This is a genomic window from Photobacterium sanguinicancri (assembly GCF_024346675.1).
In the GTDB taxonomy this organism is placed as follows: domain Bacteria; phylum Pseudomonadota; class Gammaproteobacteria; order Enterobacterales; family Vibrionaceae; genus Photobacterium; species Photobacterium sanguinicancri.
In genome coordinates this window covers 310161-334559 of record NZ_AP024850.1, presented here as the reverse complement: position 1 = coordinate 334559, position 24399 = coordinate 310161, and the positions used below count along the sequence as shown (strand labels likewise).

The 24399-nt window shown below is 45.3% G+C and carries 13 protein-coding genes, 1 tRNA gene, 3 rRNA genes and 1 riboswitch; of the genes, 5 read left to right on the top strand and 12 right to left on the bottom strand.

The annotated features are described in order from the left end of the window. Positions 1-10 precede the first annotated feature (10 nt). From OCU87_RS01605 to csrD, 4 genes are all read right to left on the bottom strand, one after another. Positions 11-367 (bottom strand): MSHA biogenesis protein MshK, encoded by a 357-nt coding sequence (locus OCU87_RS01605; protein ID WP_241148843.1) that lies wholly within the window; start codon positions 365-367, stop codon positions 11-13. Next, a complete protein-coding gene (locus tag OCU87_RS01600; protein ID WP_239928691.1) occupies positions 360-998 on the bottom strand; it encodes an MSHA biogenesis protein MshJ in 639 nt (212 codons plus the stop codon). The genes OCU87_RS01605 and OCU87_RS01600 overlap by 8 nt, the downstream gene beginning before the upstream one ends. Next, positions 995-2482 carry a PilN domain-containing protein gene (locus OCU87_RS01595; RefSeq protein ID WP_261857717.1) on the bottom strand — a complete coding sequence of 496 codons (1488 nt, stop codon included), beginning with the start codon at positions 2480-2482 and terminating at the stop codon, positions 995-997. Before OCU87_RS01595 ends, OCU87_RS01600 begins: the two co-directional genes overlap by 4 nt. A 106-nt stretch (positions 2483-2588) precedes the next feature. Beyond that, positions 2589-4568, bottom strand: coding sequence for an RNase E specificity factor CsrD (gene csrD / locus OCU87_RS01590; RefSeq protein WP_062689573.1), 1980 nt, complete (start codon positions 4566-4568; stop codon positions 2589-2591). A gap of 212 nt (positions 4569-4780) precedes the next feature. Here csrD and OCU87_RS01585 point away from each other — a divergent pair, with 212 nt between their 5' ends. Next, positions 4781-5668: a LysR family transcriptional regulator gene (locus tag OCU87_RS01585; protein ID WP_062689571.1), complete on the top strand. Its 888-nt coding sequence runs from the start codon at positions 4781-4783 to the stop codon at positions 5666-5668. Between the two features lie 102 nt (positions 5669-5770). Here the strand turns inward: OCU87_RS01585 and OCU87_RS01580 are convergent, their stop codons facing one another. Further along, complete coding sequence (locus tag OCU87_RS01580) at positions 5771-6331, bottom strand: single-stranded DNA-binding protein (protein WP_062689569.1); 561 nt, start codon at positions 6329-6331, stop codon at positions 5771-5773. 254 nt (positions 6332-6585) lie between these two features. Here OCU87_RS01580 and uvrA point away from each other — a divergent pair, with 254 nt between their 5' ends. Together uvrA and OCU87_RS01570 are read left to right on the top strand one after the other, a co-directional pair. Further along, positions 6586-9420 carry an excinuclease ABC subunit UvrA gene (uvrA, locus tag OCU87_RS01575; RefSeq protein ID WP_261857716.1) on the top strand — a complete coding sequence of 945 codons (2835 nt, stop codon included), beginning with the start codon at positions 6586-6588 and terminating at the stop codon, positions 9418-9420. A 99-nt stretch (positions 9421-9519) separates the two neighbouring features. Further along, the gene (locus OCU87_RS01570) at positions 9520-11289 is read left to right on the top strand and encodes a PglL family O-oligosaccharyltransferase (RefSeq protein WP_261857715.1); all 1770 of its coding nucleotides are present in this window, start codon (positions 9520-9522) and stop codon (positions 11287-11289) included. Positions 11290-11374: 85 nt separating this feature from the next. Here the strand turns inward: OCU87_RS01570 and OCU87_RS01565 are convergent, their stop codons facing one another. Next, entirely contained in the window at positions 11375-12493 is a 1119-nt protein-coding gene (locus OCU87_RS01565; protein ID WP_062689563.1) for a pyridoxal-phosphate-dependent aminotransferase family protein, read from the bottom strand. Positions 12494-12715: 222 nt separating this feature from the next. Then, positions 12716-12914, top strand: a riboswitch (Lysine riboswitch). A 189-nt stretch (positions 12915-13103) separates the two neighbouring features. Between OCU87_RS01565 and lysC the strand changes: the two genes are divergently transcribed. Continuing rightward, complete coding sequence (gene lysC, locus OCU87_RS01560) at positions 13104-14402, top strand: lysine-sensitive aspartokinase 3 (RefSeq protein WP_261858337.1); 1299 nt, start codon at positions 13104-13106, stop codon at positions 14400-14402. Positions 14403-14474: 72 nt separating this feature from the next. On the opposite strand, the gene metH is transcribed toward lysC, so the two are convergent. Next, positions 14475-18146: a methionine synthase gene (gene metH / locus OCU87_RS01555; RefSeq protein WP_261858336.1), complete on the bottom strand. Its 3672-nt coding sequence runs from the start codon at positions 18144-18146 to the stop codon at positions 14475-14477. A 193-nt stretch (positions 18147-18339) separates the two neighbouring features. On the opposite strand from metH, the gene OCU87_RS01550 reads away from it, so the two are divergent. Beyond that, on the top strand, positions 18340-19620 hold the full coding sequence (locus OCU87_RS01550; RefSeq protein WP_261857714.1) for a cation:proton antiporter: 1281 nt from the start codon (positions 18340-18342) through the stop codon (positions 19618-19620). Between the two features lie 97 nt (positions 19621-19717). Here OCU87_RS01550 and metA read toward each other — a convergent pair whose 3' ends face one another. The 5 genes from metA to OCU87_RS01525 form a co-directional block, all read right to left on the bottom strand. Continuing rightward, the gene (gene metA, locus OCU87_RS01545) at positions 19718-20656 is read right to left on the bottom strand and encodes a homoserine O-acetyltransferase MetA (RefSeq protein ID WP_261857713.1); all 939 of its coding nucleotides are present in this window, start codon (positions 20654-20656) and stop codon (positions 19718-19720) included. Positions 20657-20813: 157 nt separating this feature from the next. Beyond that, a 5S ribosomal RNA gene (gene rrf / locus OCU87_RS01540) occupies positions 20814-20929 on the bottom strand. A 9-nt stretch (positions 20930-20938) separates the two neighbouring features. Further along, positions 20939-21014, bottom strand: a tRNA-Thr gene (locus OCU87_RS01535). Between the two features lie 48 nt (positions 21015-21062). After that, a 5S ribosomal RNA gene (gene rrf, locus OCU87_RS01530) occupies positions 21063-21178 on the bottom strand. Positions 21179-21302: 124 nt separating this feature from the next. Further along, positions 21303-24196, bottom strand: a 23S ribosomal RNA gene (locus OCU87_RS01525). Positions 24197-24399: the final 203 nt, after the last annotated feature.

Genomic DNA, 24399 nt, shown 5'->3' with positions numbered 1-24399 from the left:
CTACTAACCCTTAATCTGTTTTTATATTTTCAGCGAACATGTCCAATCGCCACTGCTTATTTCCGCGACGAATCGTGACGCTCTCATCTTGTATTGACGATAAGGTGTAACCGCTCACTCGCCCGCCCACGCTAACCACGGTATTATTCAAAATGGCAGTACAAGTACTTTGCTCATCACAAAGAATGCTTTGTAACTGTGGTAACCGTGCACGTGTTGACGTATGTTTTTTCGCGGGTGCTTGCCACCCAAGCGGGGCTGTTGGATCTTGATTTGCATGCACATTGCTTGTCAGCATGCCCAACCCCAATGAAATGATAAAAATTCCTTTCATCACTGATTTATTCGCTACCAAGTGATTACCCACCGATAAAGTCCTTACTTTCACCCAAGGTGTACACATTGAGCTGGATGTCTGCCCACGGGTATGTATCGACCTGATAATTTAAGCTCTGCCAGTAATACTTAACGGGTAAGGCTTCAAGCTGCTGTAAATAATTAACCACATCAAAATATCGACCACGTAAACTAAGGCGCACAGGGTGAATGTAATAGCCTTCATCTTCACCACTGAGCAATTGGGCTGGTGCTTGAGACTGCAAACTAACCAACTTCAACCGGTCACTACGACGCAATACATCTTCCATTAGCGTCGACATTTGCATTGGCGTGACTAAGCTACCCACGCGCCCTTCAAGCTGAGCATTCAACTGACGATTTTGCACTCTTAGGTTCGCGATGCGTTGATCCACTTCTGCATCTGGATCAACATTGAGCTTGCGCTCCATCACCAGAACTTGATTTTCACTATTGATTAGCTGATTACTGGTATTGATAACCGCAAGCTTAATACTCGACAACTGCTTCATTTGTGGTTCAAGGAACAGTAAATATCCCACAAAAAGCAGCGCTATCCAGCCAGAGACAAAAATCAAAATTTGCTCACGCTGGCTAAGCTCATCAAAACGGTCAGACAGTTGATGCCATAGGTTCATCATTTCACTTCTCCTACCGCTTTACTGACTCGTCGGGCTTGTAACTCAAACGTGACGATATTTTTGTCATTACGGCCTAATGACATCACTTGAAAACGGCGATCCATCAGGTGTTCGTAATCTTTAAAAGCTTGAATCCAACTCGGCACTGATTCAGGGCTACGCGCAACACCAGATAAATCAAGTGACTGTCCTGTCGCATGAATATGACTCAGTGAAATATCACCATTTGCAGCATCAGAGAGCTCTCGCAACATGCCAGAAAACCCAACTCGCAGGCTACTATCATGGCCTTCAATTGCATTTAATGTCGCTTGTTGCGTCGCTACATGCTGCTCAAGGTTACCCGCTAACTCAACTTTCACCTCACTTGGGAGGTGCTGAGATAACGATTCTTTCAACCGATTGATTTCGCCTTGTTTTAGCGATAATCGACTTTGCTCTGCTGCCAATTGTTGCTCAACCACATAGCTTTGCCACTGCTGCCAACCAAATAACGAGGTCATCAAGATGCCGCCCATTAACCAACTCGCCATAATGTTACGTAACGTTAGTAACTGCGTTTTTGGTTTCAGGCTATCTGTATAAAGGTCGAGAGCGGCCCCTTTAATTTCGTGGCTCGCGGCCCATGCAATACGCGAGGCATTCGACAGCAAAACGTCTGACGGCGGTACAATTGCGACGACTTTTACGTTCAAACGTTGACTCAAAGCCTGTGCTAATGCTGTGTCATCTTCACCATCACACGAAATCAATAATTGAGATATGGGATGGTTCCGTAGCTGAGCGCTTAAAAAGTCTAATGACCGTTGTAGCTCAAGGGCGAGACTATCTAGTTGCAAGGCAACTTGCTGATCACTGTCGTTTTCTGCCATCAGCGGGAAGCTCACCCCTCGCAACTGGCGTTGGAAGCACATCACCTGTTGTTTAAATGCGGTTAACTGTAACCCTGCATTTTCACGGCGATGCAATATTAATTGACTCATGGATGGCGAAGTTAACGCCCCCCATTGCACTTCCTCTGTTGAGATAGAGGAAACTTCACTGCCTGCTTTGGCTATAACCTTAATCAATGGTTCAAGGTTTTTCCGTCCAGCAGCAAAAACTTGTAAACGCTCTTTTAATGGCGCAGGAAAGCCATCGGCAACCAACTCCATTGGTGACTCATTGACCAAATCTTTGATCAAAAAAGGTAACGCTGTAGATAGTTCATCCTGTGGAATTTCTGGTTTTTCAATCAGTAAAGATTGATATAAACCGTGCCCTATTACGAGCTTCACTTGGAAACCAACTAATTGATGTTTCGCTAATAACGCCTGAATAGCAGATTCACGTTGAGCGGTATTAACGGCATCATGGTTATCAACTATCCATAATGATTTTGATTCAAACGCTAAGGTAATCGATTCTGGAAACACAGCCAAACAGAGGACTGGAGCCTGCTTTTTGTTTTTAGTAAAACGGCTGAAAAAAGGGTGATTTTTCATGATTTTCCAATTCGACGGCTATAAACAGTACAACTAGTGGCAGAGCCACCTCGTCAATAGTTTGACTATTTTACATTAAATCATTCACAATAAGAATATTGATAAATTACTTTTTGGTATTATTGTGAAATACAGAACTAGTTTCTTTCCTATCAGCGATTAAATGCTTTTCTAAGCTCATTTCTGGAGAGAAATAGCGGCCTTGTCCTGCATAGACACCCAGCGATTTCAATACATCCCATTCTTTTTCATTTTCAACGCCAACCGCAATAACTTTTGCTCGGCTATCACCACAAGCACCAAGCATTGAACGAACAAAAAGTTGATTTTCTTGTCGCAAATTAATTTCACGAACCAAGCTGCGATGCAGCTTGATATAATCAATATTTAAATCCTTGATGTAGTGAGTACTAACAATAGTACGCCCAGCCTGATCAACGACTAACTTACAGCCCAATCCAATCATCATCCGAGCAATCGGCCGCATGGCATCTAAATGCTTCACTAAAGCCCCTTCAGTCACTTCAAATGATAAACGGTTCAACACTGTTCGAGGGGTTTGTAATAACTCATCTCGTAACCATCTGACAAAGCTGCGCTCTAGCAATGAAGCCACATTGAGATTAACAGAAAAGACCTCACTGGAAGGCATCAGCTTTAATGTCGCTAACGCCTGACTAACGACTTGCTTATCCATCCGAATGGTAAACCCAACCTGCTCGACTGCAGGTAAAAATCGTGATGCTTTGATTTGTAAACCATTTTCATCTCGAATTCGAGCCAACAACTCTCGCTGTAAAATATGACCATCACTTGCATTTATCACGGGTTGCTGATGAAGCTGAATTGCATCTGCATCGAGAACCGCATCCAACAAGGTTCGCCATCGCACACTACCACGGGCATCTTCCGTTTGCTGCTCTTTTTTAAACGCAAACCAATTATTTGAGCCCTGCAATTGGGCGCTTCGGAGCGCCATATCCGCTTCATCCATAATTCGCCCACGGCGTTCACCACTCACAAAAGATGTCATCCCTATGTGACACCAATTATCTAGCTCTAGCGGTGCCGGTGGTACCAGGCGCTCTAATGCATTTAACATCTGGTTGGTAAACAAACGAACGTCTTTTGCTGATTGCTGAGGGAGCATAATTGCAAACTCAGCATCAAAATATCGGGATAAAACCGTATCAGGGTAACGCTGAACCAAGTTAGATAAAATCATACCCACATCATGGATAAGTTCATCAGCGGCCTCTTTACCTTTTTCCGCTAAGAGCTCATCCCAATCCGCAAGACGGATCAATATGACAGCGCCGTGTGTTTCTTGATCTTGTACTGCCGATTCTAAACGGCTATCAAATAACACTCGATTTGCTGCGCCCGTTAACTGATCAAGGAAAGTATGAGTTCGGATAAAAGTATCAAAGCGGCTGCGTTCTTGGCGGGCATCTTTCAGCTCTGCAACCATTTGGTCAAGTGCTAAGCTTGCCGTTGCAGGCCATTCTTTTTCATCACCGACTTCATAATCTTCAACCCGACCGGCTAATATCATCCGGCCACGCTCTTCCAATAACTCAGAACCATACAGTTGCAAACGCAGCCAATTCATCCCCCAAACGAGCCCCATAATGATCATGGCAATCGCGAGACTAATCGATGACATCGCCCCTAAAGAGTAGGTAAATTCGGTATATGGTGGCAGTGATTTCAGATCAATGTAAAAGCCGGAGTTTTTTTCTAGTTGATAATGTCCCTGATGAAGAATGTTAGGATCATTAATTTTTTGAAGCCCTCTAAAAGAGTAAATCACCCCAGCATCACTACTGACATCCAACTCCACCACATTACTGGCTTTAAGTAACTTGGGTAACCAACGAGAAATAGCTTGTGAACCTTGTGGATCGGCTAACTCTTGATCTATCACCTCGACGACACCATCAAGGTAGTGCGTGAGGTAATCTTGACCTAATTTTCGAAAACTCAGCGCCCCGCCAATAAAAATGACGAAGATGGCACAAATCACTATAAGCGTGACAAAAGTAACCAGTCGATTAGTTAACTTCATCCCTGAGGCTTTTCTCATAACTTCCTGCTTCACATAACGTTCTGAATAAAATATAAAGGGTTGCTAGATGATTACAATGCGCCACCCTACAAGTATCGAAAACAGTGTGCTGCCTTCACATACAGACTGTTATGATCGTTTATGTTGCCTATTTGTAATGATTATCACTTGTTCCACATACAATGTGAACTGCTACTACGCTATTTCGCATCTTTCATCACTGGATTTTTATGGATTGGATTACCTGCACCAAAAGTTTCGTGACTGTGGTTGACCAAGGCTCGCTGGCACAAGCAGCGACTCAGCTCAACACGTCGAGTTCAGCCCTCTCGAAACGCCTTTCATGGTTAGAAAAACAACTAGGAGTCCAGTTATTAAAACGCACAACGCGTAGTTTAACCGTGACAGATGCAGGAGAATTGTTCTATCAAAGAAGTACTCGGTTACTGGATGATTGGCACCAGATGCTGGCAGAAACAACATCGGCCTATGGAGAAGTCAGTGGTGTGCTTCGTATTGGCGCTCCGTTAGCGACAGGGAGCCGAGTATTAGTCCACTACCTTGCTGAATTTATGAAGCGCTACCCTAATATTCAAGTCGAGCTGCACACCATTACAGCGGGTCAATTACCCGATTTGAATTTGGATGTATTTATCACTCGCGAGCTGACTGATTTTAATTCTTCGAGCTACATCGCAACCAAGCTCTTTAATTTCCAGCCGTGTTTTTATGCTGCACCATCTTACTTGGCGAGTAAGCCGTTAATTGAAACAGCAGAACAACTGACTCAGCATAATTGCCTGTTGTTTGGCGTTTATGGCCATGAACAAGTGCATATGTTTGAAAATGACATTCAGCTTCGCTTACGTGGTAATTTTACCACTCAAAATCCCGAAGCTTTAGTGGCTGCGGCTGTCGCTGGGATGGGCATCATCCTCACGGGTGAAAACACCATTAAACGCGAGTTAGGTAAAGGCTTATTAGTTCCGGTATTACCCGAATTAAAACAGGCAACAGGTACCGCTTACGCTTACTATCCTAAGCTGGATTACAATCACGTCAAAACCAAGCTATTCATTGATTTTATTAAAGAAAAAGCAACACCACCAACAACCTAATAAACATAACGCCAAATAACAGACACAAAAAAAGCAGCTAAATACGCTGCTTTTTTATTGTCATTTACCAATTATCATAATCGACTTTCAGTACGAAGATCCTTAGAACGGGATATCGTCATCAAAGTCCATTGGTGGCTCATTGTATTGCTGCTGTGGCTGTTGAGCCGGCGCTTGTTGTTGCGGTGCAGACTGTTGCTGTGGTGCAAAGTTATTCTGCTGTTGCGCTGCAGGTTGTTGAGGCTGACCCCAGTTACCTTGCTGCTGACCGCCACCCTGTGAAGGAGCACCCATACCTTGACCGCCGCCTTGACGACCACCAAGCATTTGCATTGTGCCGTTAAAGCCTTGAACAACAACTTCTGTTGTGTAACGTTCTTGGCCGTTTTGGTCTTGCCACTTACGCGTTTGTAGTTGGCCTTCAATGTAAACTTGTGAGCCTTTACGTAGGTATTCACCAGCAACTTCTGCAACTTTACCGAATAGCGCCACACGGTGCCATTCTGTTTTCTCACGTTGTTCGCCAGTGTTTTTATCACGCCATGACTCTGAAGTAGCAATAGTGATGTTTGCTACTGCACCGCCGCTTGGCATGTAACGGATCTCTGGGTCATTACCTAAGTTACCGACTAGGATAACTTTATTTACGCCACGACTGGCCATAGTTAGCTCCAAATTTCTTCAGACGCAGCGTCTATTCGTCGCTGCTACAAATGTAAGTTTAGATGTGATCGCGAAGTCTATCACGGATAACTATCTTACGGCTACGCTTCACCGAAATAGGTAGTGTTGCACTGCGATAGCAATCAAATAGTCTCTTCATATTACTGTATCTTTATACAGCTTACTCTTTCAAGCCCCAAAACCCTATGCCATAATCATTGTCTTAATTGTCATCAATAATTAGTCGGTAGATTATGGATCAAATCGAAGTCAGGGGTGCGCGTACGCACAACCTCAAGAATATCAATCTTACTATTCCACGTGACAAGCTGATTGTTATCACAGGACTATCTGGTTCAGGTAAATCCTCGCTTGCCTTCGATACTCTCTATGCGGAAGGACAGCGCCGCTATGTTGAGTCATTATCTGCCTACGCGCGTCAGTTTTTATCATTAATGGAAAAGCCCGATGTTGATCACATCGAAGGCCTCTCTCCTGCGATTTCTATCGAACAAAAATCAACATCCCACAATCCACGTTCGACAGTGGGTACCATCACTGAGATCTACGATTATTTGCGTCTATTGTATGCCCGTGTCGGAGAACCTCGTTGCCCTACTCATAATGTTACCCTTGCGGCACAAACCGTGAGTCAAATGGTTGATAAAGTATTATCGCTACCTGAAGGCAGCAAAATGATGCTGCTCGCGCCAATCGTACAAGACCGTAAGGGTGAACATGTTAAAACGCTCGCCAATCTTGCCGCACAAGGTTATATCCGTGCACGCATTGATGGCGAGGTCTGCGATCTATCCGATCCTCCAACATTAGAACTCCACAAGAAGCACACCATTGAAGTGGTCGTGGATCGCTTTAAGGTGCGAGATGATCTTCAGCAGCGTTTGGCTGAGTCATTTGAAACCGCGTTAGAGCTTTCTGGCGGTACTGTTACGGTAATCCCGATGACCGAAGGCGAACATGAAAATATCGTTTTCTCTGCCAACTTCGCTTGCCCACATTGCGGCTATAGCATGCAGGAGCTAGAGCCTCGCCTGTTCTCTTTCAATAACCCGGCGGGCGCCTGTGGTACTTGTGATGGACTGGGTGTTCAGCAATATTTTGATCCCGACCGTGTAGTACAGAATGAAGAGCTCAGTCTTTCAGGCGGAGCAATCCGAGGCTGGGATAAACGCAATTTCTATTACTTCCAAATGCTCAACTCTTTAGCTGATCATTATGGCTTCGATGTTGAAAGCCCGTTCAATGACTTACCGAAAAAAATCCAAACCATCATTTTAAATGGTTCAGGCAAAACGGATATTGAGTTTAAGTACATCAATGATCGCGGTGATATCACGGTACGTCGTCATCCCTTTGAGGGGATCCTCAATAATATGGAGCGTCGCTATCGCGAAACAGAATCAAACGCGGTGCGTGAAGAACTCAGTAAGTTTGTCTCGAAAAAGCCCTGTGCCAGTTGCGATGGCTCTCGCCTTCGCCAAGAAGCCCGTAATGTGTTCATCACCGAAACCACGCTGCCTGAAATCTGTGAATTCAGTATTCAAGAAGCACTGACTTTCTTTGAACAACTAAACCTTACAGGTCAACGAGCAAAAATTGCCGAGAAGATCTTAAAAGAGATCCGCGATCGTTTATCGTTCTTAGTCAATGTTGGCCTGAATTACCTTAACCTTTCTCGTGGTGCCGATACGCTCTCTGGTGGTGAAGCACAACGTATCCGCTTAGCGAGTCAAATTGGTGCAGGTTTAGTCGGGGTGATGTATGTGCTGGATGAACCCTCAATCGGTTTACACCAACGTGATAACGAACGCTTACTCAAAACCCTGACACATCTTCGTGATTTAGGTAATACCGTGATTGTGGTTGAACACGATGAAGATGCGATTCGTGCAGCCGATCACGTGATTGATATTGGCCCTGGCGCTGGCGTTCACGGTGGCCAGATTATTGCCGAAGGCACTATGGAAGATATTCTAAAAGCGCCAGAATCGCTCACAGGCCAATACTTAAGTGGCAAGCAATCTATTGCGATCCCAGAGCAACGCATTGCGATGGATCCAGCCAAGACAGTGAAGCTACTTGGCGCAAGTGGTAACAACCTCAACAACGTCGATGTCGAAATTCCAGTTGGTCTGTTTACTTGTATCACGGGGGTATCTGGTTCAGGTAAATCAACCCTGATCAATGACACTTTTTTCCGTATTGCACACCACCAGCTCAATGGTGCAACTACTGGGGAGATTGCACCATATCGTGAAATTCAAGATCTCGAACACTTCGATAAAGTCATCGATATCGATCAAAGCCCTATTGGTCGTACCCCGAGATCGAACCCTGCCACTTACACTGGGATATTCACCCCTATCCGTGAGCTCTTTGCAGGAACACAAGAATCACGAGCGCGAGGCTATAAGCCCGGCCGATTTAGCTTTAATGTAAAAGGTGGACGCTGTGAAGCGTGTCAGGGAGATGGTGTTATCAAAGTCGAAATGCACTTTTTACCTGATGTTTATGTACCGTGTGACATGTGTAAAGGCAAGCGTTATAACCGTGAAACGTTGGAAGTGAAATACAAGGGAAAAACCATTGATGAGGTGTTAGACTTGACCGTCGAAGATGCTCGCCAATTTTTTGACCCTGTGCCAGCAATTGCAAGAAAGCTGCAAACCTTAATGGATGTAGGCTTATCGTACATTCGCTTAGGTCAAGCTGCCACAACCCTTTCAGGGGGTGAAGCACAACGCGTTAAGTTGGCACGCGAGCTATCTAAACGCGATACAGGCAAAACATTATATATTCTGGATGAGCCGACAACCGGCCTTCATTTCCATGATATCCAGCAGCTGTTAGTGGTTCTGCACCGCTTACGTGAGCACGGCAATACCATTGTGGTTATCGAGCATAATCTCGATGTCATTAAAACGGCTGATTGGATCATCGATTTGGGCCCAGAAGGTGGCAGCGGCGGTGGTAAAATTATTGCAACTGGCACACCAGAAGAGGTGGCATTAGTGGAAGGCTCACATACCGCACGGTTCTTAAAACCTATGCTACCCGCACTCCAATAACATTTATAATGTTGTCAGCCAAAGCAGGTGATCACATGGTTACCTGCTTTTTATTTATAAAACTGGATCGTTTTTTGAATCATTATTAATGGACGCAACATGACAGTGCTACATATCCAAGGAACCCGGCTTGCTCAACCAGGGATCAGTAAACCTTTGGTTAAACCTTTTCTCGCGGCCCTTTGTGCGCTGTTCGTACATGCGCTGTTATATTTCCAACACAACCCAGGGGGATCAGGGTTAGAACTCCCCTTTAATGCCACCAGCTGGATGCCCTTTAGCTTTGCGATTGGTGTAGGTTTACTTGAAATCAGCCGCCAACGTATTTGGCGCTACACTCGCTTAACGATCGTATTGTTCATTTGCTGCATTTTATTGTCGATTCCTATGCTATACGACAACGCAGATATTGCAGCGGTCAGTGATCGCATCATTGGTTTATGGGCCGGTTTTTTGTTCTTTGTTGCCCTGCAACAATTCGCGTTCACCCCAAGTCGCCGCCAACTCATTTTATGGTTTATCCTATTAGGCATTCTGACTCAGACCTTATTTGGCTGGTATCAATACTTATGGATAGAACCGAATAACGCCTTTGGCTTTGATCCAACCCAAAGTCGTCCGCACGGTATTTTCCAACAGCCTAATGTCATGGCCAGCTTCTTAGCGACAGGACTCGTGCTTTCAGGATACTTACTTGCACGTATGCCGATGTACCGTGGTAAATGGTCGTTCCAACAACTGCTGCTACTTATTACGCCTGTACTGATTATTCCAATTCTTATCGTGCTGAGTTCTCGCACGGGTTGGCTTGGCGCAATTGTCGGTGTTGCGTTACTGATCCCTTACCTCAAACAATTCGCCGCTAAAGCACAGTGGCGGATGTGGCTATTGATGATCGTACTCGGTCTAACGACGTCTTATGCTGTAAATCAACACTCACAAATAGAGACCAATACAAATAAGATCACATTATCTGATGTACGCAGCACAATTACACCTCAAGCTATTAAGATGTTCACCACTGAGCCCTTAACAGGTTATGGCTACGGCACTTTTGAAGTGTCTTACCTTACCCAAACAGCCCGTTGGCATCACGCAGATCCATCGCAACCTGCGGGATTGCCGGCACTTGATCATCCACACAATGAGTTAACCTTTTGGGCTGCTGAAGGTGGCATAGTGCCACTTATCGTATTACTGATTGCAGCCGCTGCGGTTATATTTAAAATTAAAAAAGCCCGTGATGGCACGCAGTTAGCACTTGTCGCTCTGTTTTTCCCAATCACACTGCATACCCAATTAGAGTATCCGTTTTATCACTCGCTGGTACATTGGGTGATCTTTATTATTCTGATCTACTGGGTGGATAACCTCACCGCGAAATACCATAAAAAAGGACTGAATTACGTATTAGGGATAAAGGTCAGTGCCTTACTCATTCCGCTACTCGTCAGTAGTTATATGATCACCACCCTATATTCAGGTCGTATGCTGACAAAGTTTGAAAGCACCTTACCGTTAAATATCGATTATTTAATGAAGGTCAATAACCCTTGGGCCTGGAAACACCGCTATGAGTGGGCATTACATCAGCCCCAGCTTGAACTGGCTCAAACGCTGAATAAACCCGAATTGATTGAAGAATATATTCGCTGGGCGACCGTGAAAGCAAAAACATGGCCACGGGAACAACTGTATGGCAACTTAATATTGTCTTATTGCTTACTCGGAGATAACGCTCATGCCGAACAGATCTATCAAGAGGCTAAGTTCTTATTTCCTGAGGGTGATTTCAGTGATGCACTCGCGGTTCAATCGTTGAGTGAGCTATCAGATGTCACATCAGCAGCTAAACCTGCCGTTGAATAACCCTCTTTTCGCCACCTATCGATCATTTAACATATAAAAATGGCGACCATAACGGTCGCCATTTCTACATCACTGTCTCATCGTACTATTTCAAGGTACTTTCTAATGCTTTTAAACACAGAGCGACATTCTCGTTCCGTGCTGCATACCCCATCAAGCCAATACGCCATGCTTTACCCGCTAATGCACCTAGGCCAGCCCCTATTTCAAGGTTATATCGCATCAGTAAGGTCTTTCTCACTTCGGCATCATCTACACCATCAGGAATATAAATAGCGTTTAATTGCGGTAAACGGTGTTCTTCTGCCACCACAAATTGAATACCGAGTTGCTCAAGACCTTCACGTAAAGCTAAGTGCGCATCTTGATGACGCTGCCAGGCATTTTCTAAGCCTTCTTGCTGCAATAATACTAACGCTTCATGTAATGCATAAAGGCTATTCACTGGCGCGGTATGGTGGTAGCTACGCTTACCTTCCCCACTCCAATAACCCAGTACTAAGCTTTGATCCAAAAACCAGCTCTGAACAGGGGTCGTACGCGCTTCTATCTTATCGATAGCGCGTTGTGAGAACGTCAGTGGTGATAATCCCGGAACACAAGATAAACATTTCTGACTGCCAGAATAGACAGCATCAAGTTGCCACTCATCCACCAGCAAAGGAACCCCACCCAGAGATGTCACTGCATCAACTATGGTTAAGCAATCATGCTGACGTGCGATTTCTGCGATTGCCTTTGCATCACTCAATGCCCCTGTTGATGTTTCGGCATGCACAAAAGCGACCACTTTAGCGTCGGGGTGCTGTACCAACGCTTGTTCAACCAATGCGGGATCAACGGGCTCTCCCCATGCGTTATCAACAATAACCGCCTCACCACCACAGCGAATTACGTTCTCGCGCATACGATCGCCAAATACCCCATTGCGACATACAATGACTTTATCGCCTGGTTCAACCAAGTTAACAAAACACGCTTCCATCCCCGCACTTCCCGGCGCAGAGACCGCAATCGTAAAGCTATTTTTGGTCTGAAATGCGTACTGTAATAACTGCTTTAGTTCATCCATCATACCAATGAAACTCGGATCAAGGTGACCAACAGTCGGACGACTTAACGCTTGTAATACTTGTGGGTAGATATCGGATGGACCAGGCCCCATCAAAGTACGTTGAGGTGGGTAGAAGCTTCCTATTGTCATTGTAATTCTCCTTAAAAGGTATCTGACGCTTATGTGTAGTTATATATCAGAATAATGTAGGTCGATGTTTATCTTTGTTTCAAAGCTCGCGATTTCGGTTTACCTACACAAGTTATTTCAATTTATTTGCATAATCAATCATTGATGTATTGACAACCCCACCATAAATCCTATTGAATGGCTATTCAGTTTTTGTTCATCCTGCTGATATTCTCAGCAGGTAAAAACAGAAGAGGAGCGTTACCCAGGTATTTGTTTGGCGGGGCCCCACCCCAATGCCAAGCTAAGAGGGGGAGTAACGCCGAGATATGTCCGAACAGGGGATCGGCTATATCGGCTTTGAAGGTTGAATCCTTCTGGCTGTCATATTTTGCCTTTTGAATGGAATCAAAAAGGTCTGATATGGGGAGCTTCTGGTTGTCGTGATTTTTATCCGTTCACCGTTTGATACTGCTACAGTACTAGCAGCACCTCCCGCTTATTTCATCCGATTCCTATACTTTATGCTGTTTTTAGGAGACATGTTTTGAGCCCGACTGTATCACCCTCAACATCACCAGCCCTGACCGTCGCTAAGTTTGGTGGCACTAGTGTTGCCGACTTTAATGCGATGCAGCGTAGTGCTCACATTGTGGCAAATAGCCCAGCAACACGCCTTGTCTTGATCAGCGCATGCTCTGGGGTCACCAACTTGCTAGTAGAATTATCTCAGGGCATTGCAGATAATGCATTACGTCAGCAGCGACTCCAAACCCTGAACGATACCCACCAATCCGTGCTCGATCAACTTCAGTCACCTGAAATCCCAGCCGCCGCTATCCAAGTTCTATTAGAGAATATAGCTGCACTTTCAGAGCAAGCCATTGAGCAACCGAGTGCTGCGATTACCGATCAATTAGTAGCAAATGGCGAACTACTCTCGACCCATTTATTTACACAAATTCTTCGAGAGCAAGGTATTGATGCAATTCGATTCGATATCCGCCAAGTGATGCGAACGGACAGTCAACACGGCAAAGCCATTCCTAACCCCACTGCGATTCGTCAACTCAGTAACGATCACCTCCGCAGCCAATTACAGCATCACGTTGTGGTTAGCCAAGGGTTTATTGGTTCTGATGAGAGCAACCACACGACAACTCTAGGTCGTGGCGGCAGTGATTACAGTGCCGCATTAATGGCAGAGGCAATCAATGCAACCACCTTAGAAATTTGGACCGATGTGCCAGGGATGTACACCACAGATCCTCGTATTACCGCCAAAGCACAACCCATTAAAGAAATCAGCTTTAGCGAAGCCTCTGAAATGGCCAATTTCGGAGCGAAAATTCTCCACCCCTCAACCTTAGTTCCTGCGATACGCCAACAAATTCCAGTTTTTGTTGGCTCGTCAAAAGCACCAGGGCAAGGAGGGACTTGGATTCGACAAACAGTTAGCGATGCACCTCTTTTTCGAGCGGTAGCACTACGTTGCAACCAAACTATGGTGACGCTCACTAGTTTGAATATGTTCCATGCTTATGGTTTTCTCGCTGAAGTCTTTCGTATTTTAGCTGAGCATAAAATATCGGTTGATTTAATTACGACATCAGAAGTTAGCGTTTCACTGACACTGGATCAAACCGATACGGCAGGTGGTGCTCCGACACTACCACAAGCAGCAATTGAAGCTCTGAACGAATGGTGCCGAGTAGAAGTAGAGCAAGGGCTCTGCTTAGTCGCATTGATTGGTAACCAAATGAGCCATATCCAAGGCTCTGTGAGTCAAGTATTTGGTTCTCTCGATGATTATCAGCTTCGGATGGTCTGCTATGGCGCAAGCCCGCACAATCTCTGTTTCTTGATTGATCAAGACAATGCGAAGCCAATCGTGCAACAGCTACATCAGCAATTATTTGAAGAGCATTAAGCTCTCATAATAGATAAAAAATAAAAAGGCACTCTGTGAGTGCCTTTCCATTTTAATGCGTAAGGGTAATCGCTATAAATTTGGCCCTAACCACTTTTCAGCCTCTTCTAATGTCCAACCTTTTCGTTGTGCATAGTCTTCCGCCTGATCCTTCTGAATTTGTGCGACTGCAAAATAACGAGATTCTGGGTGAGAGAAGTACCAACCTGAAACTGCAGCTCCCGGCCACATCGCATAGCTTTCAGTTAACGTCATTCCAGCATTTTGTTCAGGTTCTAGCAGTGACCAAATCGCGCCTTTTTCAGTATGTTCTGGACATGCAGGGTAACCCGGTGCAGGGCGAATGCCCTGATATTTCTCTCGGATCAAATCATCATTAGTCAGCTCTTCATCAGGGGAGAACCCCCATAGTTCTGTGCGTACTTTTCTATGTAAACATTCAGCAAATGCTTCCGCCAATCGATCCGCAACGGCTTGGATCATGATGGCATTATAATCGTCACCCGCTTCTTTAAATTGCTCGGCAATGTCATATTCACCAATACCACCAGTTACCGCAAACGCACCAATCCAATCAGGCTTATTACTTTTCTTCGGTGCAATATAGTCCGACAGACAGTAGTTAGCCCCTTTGGTTTTCTTTGTCTGCTGACGTAAACCATGCAGCACTGTTAATACTTCCGTGCGAGTGTCGTCGGTATATACTTCAACGTCATCGCCAATGTTATTAGCCGGGAATAAGCCACAAACACCATTTGCTTTGATCATGCCTTTTTGTTCGATCTCATCCAATAATGCATTCGCATCATTAAACAAACGCTGTGCTTCTTCCCCTACCACTTCATGGCGTAAAATCGTCGGGTATTTACCACTTAGCGACCAAGTCATGAAAAAGGGTGTCCAATCGATATATTGGCGTAATTCCGCAACCGGAAAGTCTTTGAATATATGTACACCCGGCTTCGCAGGAATAGGGGGCGTGTATTCATTCCAATCAATATCAACACAGTTCTCACGAGCTTGCTCTAGCGTGACAGGGGCGGTGCGAGTTTTTTTACGACTATGTTGATCGCGTACTACGTCATATTCTTTATCTAACCGCTCAACAAAAGCTGGTCGCTGCGCATCAGACAATAACGCAGAGCATACTCCAACAGCACGAGATGCATTCGATACATACACCACAGGCGCATGATAATTTTGCTCTATCTTAACCGCTGTATGTGCTTTTGAAGTGGTGGCACCGCCAATCAAAAGCGGTAAATCAAAACCTTGTCGTTCCATTTCTTTGGCTACGTGGACCATTTCATCAAGCGATGGGGTAATCAGGCCACTTAACCCAACAATGTCGACATTTTCTTCTTTCGCCACTTTGAGGATCTTTTCACAAGATACCATCACTCCAAGATCAATAATCTCATAGTTATTACACTGCAAAACAACCCCTACGATATTCTTACCAATATCATGGACATCGCCTTTTACCGTCGCCAGCAATATTTTTCCGTTGCTATAACCCGCCTGCTTTTCAGCATTAATGTAAGGCTCTAAATAGGCAACGGCTTGTTTCATTACACGAGCCGATTTGACTACTTGAGGTAAAAACATTTTACCTTCACCAAACAAGTCACCGACCACATTCATGCCCGACATTAATGGGCCTTCAATCACTTCAAGAGGCTTACTCGCTTTGGCGCGCGCTTCTTCTGTATCTTCAACGATAAACTCTGTAATGCCTTTAACTAACGCATGTTCAAGGCGCTTTTCAACAGGCCAACCACGCCACTCTTGCGCACTGCGATCTTCTTCTACTTTGCCGCTATCGCGGTATTTTGCTGAAATATCGAGTAAACGTTCAGTGCTGTCAGAGCGACGATTAAGGACAACATCTTCAACGGCTTCGCGTAATTCATCCGGTAAATCATCATAAATAGCTAATTGACCTGCATTGACGATCCCCATATCCATGCCTTGCTTAAAGCAGTGATAAAGGAAAACAGCATGAATAGCTTCACGTACCGCGTTATTACCACGGAAAGAAAAAGAAACGTTAGACACACCGCCCGAAATCATGGCGTATGGCAACGTGCGCTTGATATCACCGACCGCTTCAATAAAGTCGACCGCATAATTATCATGCTCTTCAATACCGGTTGCGACGGCAAAAATATTAGGGTCAAAGATAATATCTTCAGGTGGAAAACCCACTTCGTCGACTAATACTCGATACGCATTGGTACAAATCTCAACTTTTCGCTCTCTAGTATCGGCCTGACCTACTTCATCAAATGCCATCACTATCACCGCAGCACCATAGCGACGCAGTAATTTAGCTTGGCCTATAAATTTCTCTTTTCCTTCTTTCAAAGAAATCGAATTAACAATCGGTTTACCTTGAACGCATTTAAGGCCCGCCTCAATCACTTCCCATTTAGAGGAGTCGACCATAATGGGCACTTTTGAGATTTCAGGCTCGGTGGCACAAAGGTTTAAAAAGCGCACCATCGCAGCTTCTGCATCCAGCATCCCCTCATCCATATTAATATCGATGATTTGTGCTCCCGCTTCGACTTGTTGTCGTGCGACTTCCAATGCCTCGTCGTATAGTTCTTCTTTGATAAGCCGTTTAAAGCGAGCGGAGCCCGTAACGTTAGTACGCTCACCAACATTTACAAACAAAGTATCCGCATCAATGGTCAGTGGCTCAAGGCCGGATAATCGGCAAGCAACCGGGATTTCAGGTAATTGCCGAGGTTGAAGGTCACGCGTGACTTCATACATTTGACGAATATGATCAGGGGTTGTACCACAACACCCACCAACCAGATTTAAGAAACCGCTTTGCGCCCATTCTTGAATATGTTCAGCCATCTCTTCAGGGCTTAAATCATATTCACCAAAAGCATTAGGTAAGCCTGCATTAGGGTGAGCAGAAACGGCACATTCTGAAATACGCGATAATTCACTCACATATTCACGCAACTCATCAGGCCCCAACGCACAGTTCAAGCCAAATGAAATCGGTTTTACGTGACGCAATGAGTTATAAAATGCTTCGGTCGTTTGACCTGAGAGTGTACGACCAGAAGCATCGGTGATCGTACCTGATATCATCACAGGTAAGTGGATACCATCTTCTTCGAATACCGTTTCAACAGCAAAAGTACAGGCCTTTGCATTCAAGGTATCAAAGATAGTTTCCACCAAAATAATATCAGCTCCGCCCGCAATAAGCGCACGCGTCGATTCAGAATAAGCTTCCACCAACTGGTCAAAGGTGACATTGCGATAGCCGGGATCATTAACATCAGGAGAAATAGAACACGTACGGTTCGTTGGGCCCAACACACCAGCAACAAAGCGAGGTTTATCAGGCGTTTTAGCTGTCCACTCATCAGCAGCTTGGCGAGCAAGCTTCGCAGCTTCATAATTGATTTCTGCGCTCAAGCTTTCCATATCATAGTCAGCCATCGCAATCGTGGTGGCATTGAAAGTGTTCGTCTCTAAAATATCAGCGCCTGCCTCTAAATAAGCAAGATGGATATCTTTGATTAACTGTGGCTGGGTCAGGACAAGTAGGTCGTTATTACCTTTCAGATCTGAATGCCAATCGCGGAAGCGTTCACCCCGGTAATCTTCTTCCTCTAATTTATACCCCTGAATCATGGTGCCCATGCCACCATCTATGATTAGGATCTGTTGTGCTAACCTTTGTTCAAGTATTCCTTTGCCCTTAGCCACTATCTACTTCCTTTTTTAGTGTTACAGCTAATTCACATCCTATCACAGCAACAATGGAAATCTAGACGTCTAAAGATAATTGGAATAGAAAAACTAATTCATCAAAAGCCTGATTTTTTTATGGCTATCATGACCCGATGGTTTTATATTTTGTGACAATTTTTAACTTTACACATTCACCAACCCGAGGTTTCGAATGTCCGTATACAGTACCTTATGTTTCCTTGCCGCAGCGGCGATGCTCATCGCTTTTGTTAATAGCAAAATAGGCAAGATGCAAACAACCATAGCCATTACAGCAGGAGCGCTGGTTTTATCTATAGGGATCGTTATTGCCGGACAAAATGGGTGGTTTAATCTTCAAGACATCGCCGCAGAACAACTGGGGAAAATAAATTTTGAAAGTTTCCTTCTCAAAGGGATCTTAGGCTTTCTTCTTTTTGCTGGCGGCCTTGGTATTAAACTACCAAACCTCGAAGACCAAAAATGGGAAATCACCGTATTGGCATTAGGTGCCACTCTTTTCTCAACCTTCTTTATCGGTGGTGCTCTCTGGGGTATTTGCCAAGTTATCGGCATTCAATTTGATTTCATTTACTGCCTGATTTTTGGTTCTCTTATTTCACCGACCGACCCCATCGCTGTTCTGGCCATTGTGAAGAAAATGGATGCGCCACGCCGTATTTCAACCCAAATTGAAGGTGAGTCACTTTTCAATGATGGTTTTGGCCTTGTAATTTTCGTCACCCTTTTTACTGTCGCCTTTGGCCAAGAAGCACCGACGGTATTAGGTGTAGGTCAACTATTCCTACAAGAAGCAATTGGCGGTATAGCCTACGGCTTTGCACTCGGCCTGCTATTCCATTACTTGATCAGCGCAACCGATGATCACTCAATGGAATTGCTTTTGACACTAGGTATTCCTACTGCAGGTTACGTCTTTGCTGATGTGATTCATGTATCTGGCCCGCTAGCAATGGTGGTTGCAGGTATCATGATTGGTAACTGGACACGCTACATTGGCTTCTCAAAAGAAAGTGAAGATCACTTAGATCACTTCTGGGAACTCGTTGATGAATTCCTAAATGGTGTACTTTTCCTATTGATTGGTATGAGTATGCTGCAATTTAATTTCCACTCTGAAGATTGGATTCTAATGTCGATTGCCGTACCGCTAGTACTGCTTAGCCGCTACTTAAGCGTACGTTTATCGTATGTCGGCTTTAACCGATACCGAGACTACAACCCTTACTCTGTACGAATCCTTACTTGGGGTGGCTTGCGTGGTGGCTTAGCGCTCGCCATGGCAATGGCAATTCCTGCTGGTGTCATTGTTATTCCAGAAAAGAACATTGATGTCCGAGAAATCATCCTCGTCATGACTTATGCCGTAGTCGTGTTCTCTATTTTGATTCAAGGCTCAACCATTACCTCCCTGATCCAAAAAGCGAAAGGTTGGGAATCACAGAACAGCTGATTTAAGCTACACTCAATACAAAAAAGGCCTGCAGTCGCAGGCCTTTTTTATATTCTTAATTCTGACAAGATAAATTGTTATTGATGGATATGTAGCATCAGTCTTTTGTAAAATTGTCTTCAGAAAAGTGGTCGAGATCGAAAGGCGTTTGCTGGTAAACGCAGTAATTAAGCCAGTTAGCAAACAATAAATGACCATGACTTCGCCAGCTCGCAATCGGTGATCGGCTAGGATCATCATCTGGATAATAATTAAGTGGAATATTCGGCTCCATCCCTTCACCGCAATCACGCACATATTCATTGTGCAAGGTACTAACATCATATTCAGGGTGGCCAGTCACAAAGACATTACGTTTATCTTTGGTTGCGGCTAAATACACGCCTGCTTGTTCTGACGTTGCTAAAATATCAAGATCCGTGTGTTCCGCTAAATAATCAGGAGAAAAGTCAGCATAGCGGGAGTGAGGGGCTTTAAACGTCTCATCAAATCCACGTAGAAGAGGATGATGACAGTCATGAATGGCATGATTGTAGATACCTGATAACTTTTCTTTGCGCGTTTTCTTAGGTAAATCATATAGCAGCTTCAACCCAGCCTGAGCTGCCCAACACACAAATAATGTTGAGGTAACATGCTCTTTCGCCCAATTCATGATGGCTTGGATCTCTTCCCAATAAAGCACATCTTCAAACTGTACGAGCCCTAGCGGCGCTCCCGTCACAATCAAGCCATCGAAATTACGTGACTTCACCATTTCAAATTGACGATAGAAAGTATCAAGGTGCTCTTGTGGCGTATTTCGAGTAGGACGATTATCGATTCTTAGCAACTCAACATCGACTTGAAGTGGACTATTAGAGAGCAAACGCAAAAATTGCGTTTCTGTTTCTATTTTCTTGGGCATCAAATTCAATAACAGCACTTTCAATGGACGTATCCCTTGGCTTGCAGCACGTGCCTCTGTCATGACAAAGATATTTTCCCCTCGCAAAATATCCGTTGCAGGCAAACGATCGGGGATTTTAATTGGCATCTCTCTTACTCCTTAAGATGTTTAGACGTCCAGATATCTAAATAAAAATATACAATATAAGAGGTATACGCAAGCGAGAAAGGCTGATTAGTCTGAATTTGAATTATTAAACGGTAGAAATGAAAAAACCCAGCCGAAGGCTGGGTTTTAGAATGGGTTTCAGCAATGTCCTACTCTCACATGGGGAGACCCCACACTACCATCGGCGCTACAACGTTTCACTACTGAGTTCGACATGGGATCAGGTGGTTCCATTGCGCTATGGTCGCTGAAAAAATTTAATGGTGCTAGTACCCAGATTCGAACTGGGGACCTCACCCTTACCAAGGGTGCGCTCTACCAACTGAGCCATACCAGCACACAATTTTGTTATGAAGCTCGTTATTACAAACTTCTTAAATTTGAAGCCTGGCGATGACCTACTCTCACATGGGGAGACCCCACACTACCATCGGCGCTATTACGTTTCACTACTGAGTTCGGCATGGGATCAGGTGGGTCCATAATGCTATGGTCGCCAAGCAAATTCGGTTTATCTTACGCCGTCAAGCGGAAGATACAATCTGGGAAAATCTAACTAGTTACAATTTCGTTCTTAACACGCATTCAAGCGTTTATGGAGTCCGTAAAACCCCTTGGGTGTTGTATGGTTAAGCCTCACGGGCAATTAGTACAGGTTAGCTCAATGCCTCGCAGCACTTACACACCCTGCCTATCAACGTCGTAGTCTTCGACAACCCTTTAGAGACCTTAAAGGTCTAGAGATGACTCATCTTGAGGCTCGCTTCGCGCTTAGATGCTTTCAGCGCTTATCGATTCCGAACGTAGCTACCGGGCAATGCTATTGGCATAACAACCCGAACACCAGCGGTTCGTCCACTCCGGTCCTCTCGTACTAGGAGCAGCCCCTCTCAATCATCTAACGCCCACGGCAGATAGGGACCGAACTGTCTCACGACGTTCTAAACCCAGCTCGCGTACCACTTTAAATGGCGAACAGCCATACCCTTGGGACCGACTTCAGCCCCAGGATGTGATGAGCCGACATCGAGGTGCCAAACACCGCCGTCGATATGAACTCTTGGGCGGTATCAGCCTGTTATCCCCGGAGTACCTTTTATCCGTTGAGCGATGGCCCTTCCATTCAGAACCACCGGATCACTATGACCTGCTTTCGCACCTGCTCGAATTGTCATTCTCGCAGTCAAGCGGGCTTATGCCATTGCACTAACCTCACGATGTCCGACCGTGATTAGCCCACCTTCGTGCTCCTCCGTTACTCTTTGGGAGGAGACCGCCCCAGTCAAACTACCCACCAGGCACTGTCCGCACCCCCGATTAGGGGGCGACGTTAGAACATCAAGCATACAAGGGTGGTATTTCAAGATTGCCTCCACATCATCTAGCGACAATGCTTCAAAGGCTCCCACCTATCCTACACATGTAGGGTCAATGTTCAGTGCCAAGCTGTAGTAAAGGTTCACGGGGTCTTTCCGTCTAGCCGCGGGTACACAGCATCTTCACTGCGATTTCAATTTCACTGAGTCTCGGGTGGAGACAGCGTGGCCATCATTACGCCATTCGTGCAGGTCGGAACTTACCCGACAAGGAATTTCGCTACCTTAGGACCGTTATAGTTACGGCCGCCGTTTACCGGGGCTTCGATCAAGAGCTTCGACCGAAGTCTAACCCCATCAATTAACCTTCCGGCACCGGGCAGGCGTCACACCGTATACGTCATCTTTCGATTTTGCACAGTGCTGTGTTTTTAATAAACAGTTGCAGCCACCTGGTATCTGCGACTCCCAGCAGCTTAGAGAGCAAGTCTCATCACCGCGAGGAGCGTACCTTCTCCCGAAGTTACGGTACCATTTTGCCTAGTTCCTTCACCCGAGTTCTCTCAAGCGCCTTGGTATTCTCTACCTGATCACCTGTGTCGGTTTGGGGTACGATTGCTTATAACCTATCGCTTAGAGGCTTTTCCCGGAAGCATGGCATCAATGACTTCATCACCGTAGTGACTCGACATCGGGTCTCAGCCTTAAGATAGTCCGGATTTGCCTAAACTATCAGCCTACACCCTTGAACTTGGACGACCGTCGCCAAGCCCACCTAGCCTTCTCCGTCCCCCCATCGCAGTTATAAGCAGTACGGGAATATTAACCCGTTTCCCATCGACTACGCCTTTCGGCCTCGCCTTAGGGGTCGACTTACCCTGCCCCGATTAACGTTGGACAGGAACCCTTGATCTTCCGGCGAGGGAGTTTTTCACTCCCTTTATCGTTACTCATGTCAGCATTCGCACTTCTGATACCTCCAGCAGCCCTTACAGACCACCTTCAACGGCTTACAGAACGCTCCCCTACCCAATATGAACAAGTTCATATTGCCGCAGCTTCGGTGTATAGCTTAGCCCCGTTAAATCTTCCGCGCAGGCCGACTCGACCAGTGAGCTATTACGCTTTCTTTAAATGATGGCTGCTTCTAAGCCAACATCCTGGCTGTCTGAGCCTTCCCACATCGTTTCCCACTTAGCTATAACTTTGGGACCTTAGCTGGCGGTCTGGGTTGTTTCCCTCTCCACGACGGACGTTAGCACCCGCCGTGTGTCTCCCGGATAGTACTTACTGGTATTCGGAGTTTGCAAAGGGTTGGTAAGTCGGGATGACCCCCTAGCCTTAACAGTGCTCTACCCCCAGTAGTATTCGTCCGAGGCGCTACCTAAATAGCTTTCGGGGAGAACCAGCTATCTCCAGGTTTGATTGGCCTTTCACCCCTAGCCACAAGTCATCCGCTAATTTTTCAACATTAGTCGGTTCGGTCCTCCAGTAAGTGTTACCTCACCTTCAACCTGCCCATGGCTAGATCACCTGGTTTCGGGTCTAATCCTAGCAACTATGACGCCCAGTTAAGACTCGGTTTCCCTACGGCTCCCCTAAACGGTTAACCTTGCTACTAAAATTAAGTCGCTGACCCATTATACAAAAGGTACGCAGTCACCCAACAAGTGGGCTCCTACTGCTTGTACGTACACGGTTTCAGGTTCTATTTCACTCCCCTCACAGGGGTTCTTTTCGCCTTTCCCTCACGGTACTGGTTCACTATCGGTCAGTCAGGAGTATTTAGCCTTGGAGGATGGTCCCCCCATGTTCAAACAGGATATCACGTGTCCCGTCCTACTCGTTTTCACTAATAATGCGTTGTCGGTTACGGGGCTATCACCCTGTATCGCTGTGCTTTCCAGCACATTCACCTAACGCAAGACTGGCTTAAGGGCTAATCCGATTTCGCTCGCCGCTACTCTCGGAATCTCGGTTGATTTCTCTTCCTTCGGGTACTTAGATGTTTCAGTTCCCCGAGTTCGCCTCGTTACGCTATGTATTCACGTAACGATACGTGCTTATGCACGTGGGTTTCCCCATTCGGAAATCCCAGTCTCAAGTGATTTTTACTATCTAAACTGGGCTTATCGCAAGTTAATACGTCCTTCATCGCCTCTGACTGCCAAGGCATCCACCGTGTACGCTTAGTCACTTAACCATACAACCCCAAGAGGTCTGTATGTTCAAACAACCAAGGTTTATCGTCACTCATTTCCGATCAAGAAAAATGAGGACATTGGTTTTTCGCCGGACTCTACACAAGACACTTGAATGTGTGTTGTTTTGAGAACTCGTTTTTATCATTAAAGATAAAAACTATTGTAATTGAATCTATTGATTCAATTTACTAGTCAGCTTTCC

Excerpts from the sequence above, each read along its gene's own strand:
- OCU87_RS01585 (WP_062689571.1), top strand. The coding sequence starts at position 4,781 with ATGGATTGGATTACCTGCACCAAAAGTTTCGTGACTGTGGTTGACCAA.
- OCU87_RS01570 (WP_261857715.1), top strand. The coding sequence starts at position 9,520 with ATGACAGTGCTACATATCCAAGGAACCCGGCTTGCTCAACCAGGGATC.
- OCU87_RS01595 (WP_261857717.1), bottom strand. The coding sequence starts at position 2,482 with ATGAAAAATCACCCTTTTTTCAGCCGTTTTACTAAAAACAAAAAGCAG.
- OCU87_RS01550 (WP_261857714.1), top strand. The coding sequence starts at position 18,340 with ATGTCCGTATACAGTACCTTATGTTTCCTTGCCGCAGCGGCGATGCTC.
- csrD (WP_062689573.1), bottom strand. The coding sequence starts at position 4,568 with ATGAGAAAAGCCTCAGGGATGAAGTTAACTAATCGACTGGTTACTTTT.
- metA (WP_261857713.1), bottom strand. The coding sequence starts at position 20,656 with ATGCCAATTAAAATCCCCGATCGTTTGCCTGCAACGGATATTTTGCGA.
- uvrA (WP_261857716.1), top strand. The coding sequence starts at position 6,586 with ATGGATCAAATCGAAGTCAGGGGTGCGCGTACGCACAACCTCAAGAAT.
- OCU87_RS01565 (WP_062689563.1), bottom strand. The coding sequence starts at position 12,493 with ATGACAATAGGAAGCTTCTACCCACCTCAACGTACTTTGATGGGGCCT.
- OCU87_RS01600 (WP_239928691.1), bottom strand. The coding sequence starts at position 998 with ATGATGAACCTATGGCATCAACTGTCTGACCGTTTTGATGAGCTTAGC.
- lysC (WP_261858337.1), top strand. The coding sequence starts at position 13,104 with ATGCAGCGTAGTGCTCACATTGTGGCAAATAGCCCAGCAACACGCCTT.
- OCU87_RS01580 (WP_062689569.1), bottom strand. The coding sequence starts at position 6,331 with ATGGCCAGTCGTGGCGTAAATAAAGTTATCCTAGTCGGTAACTTAGGT.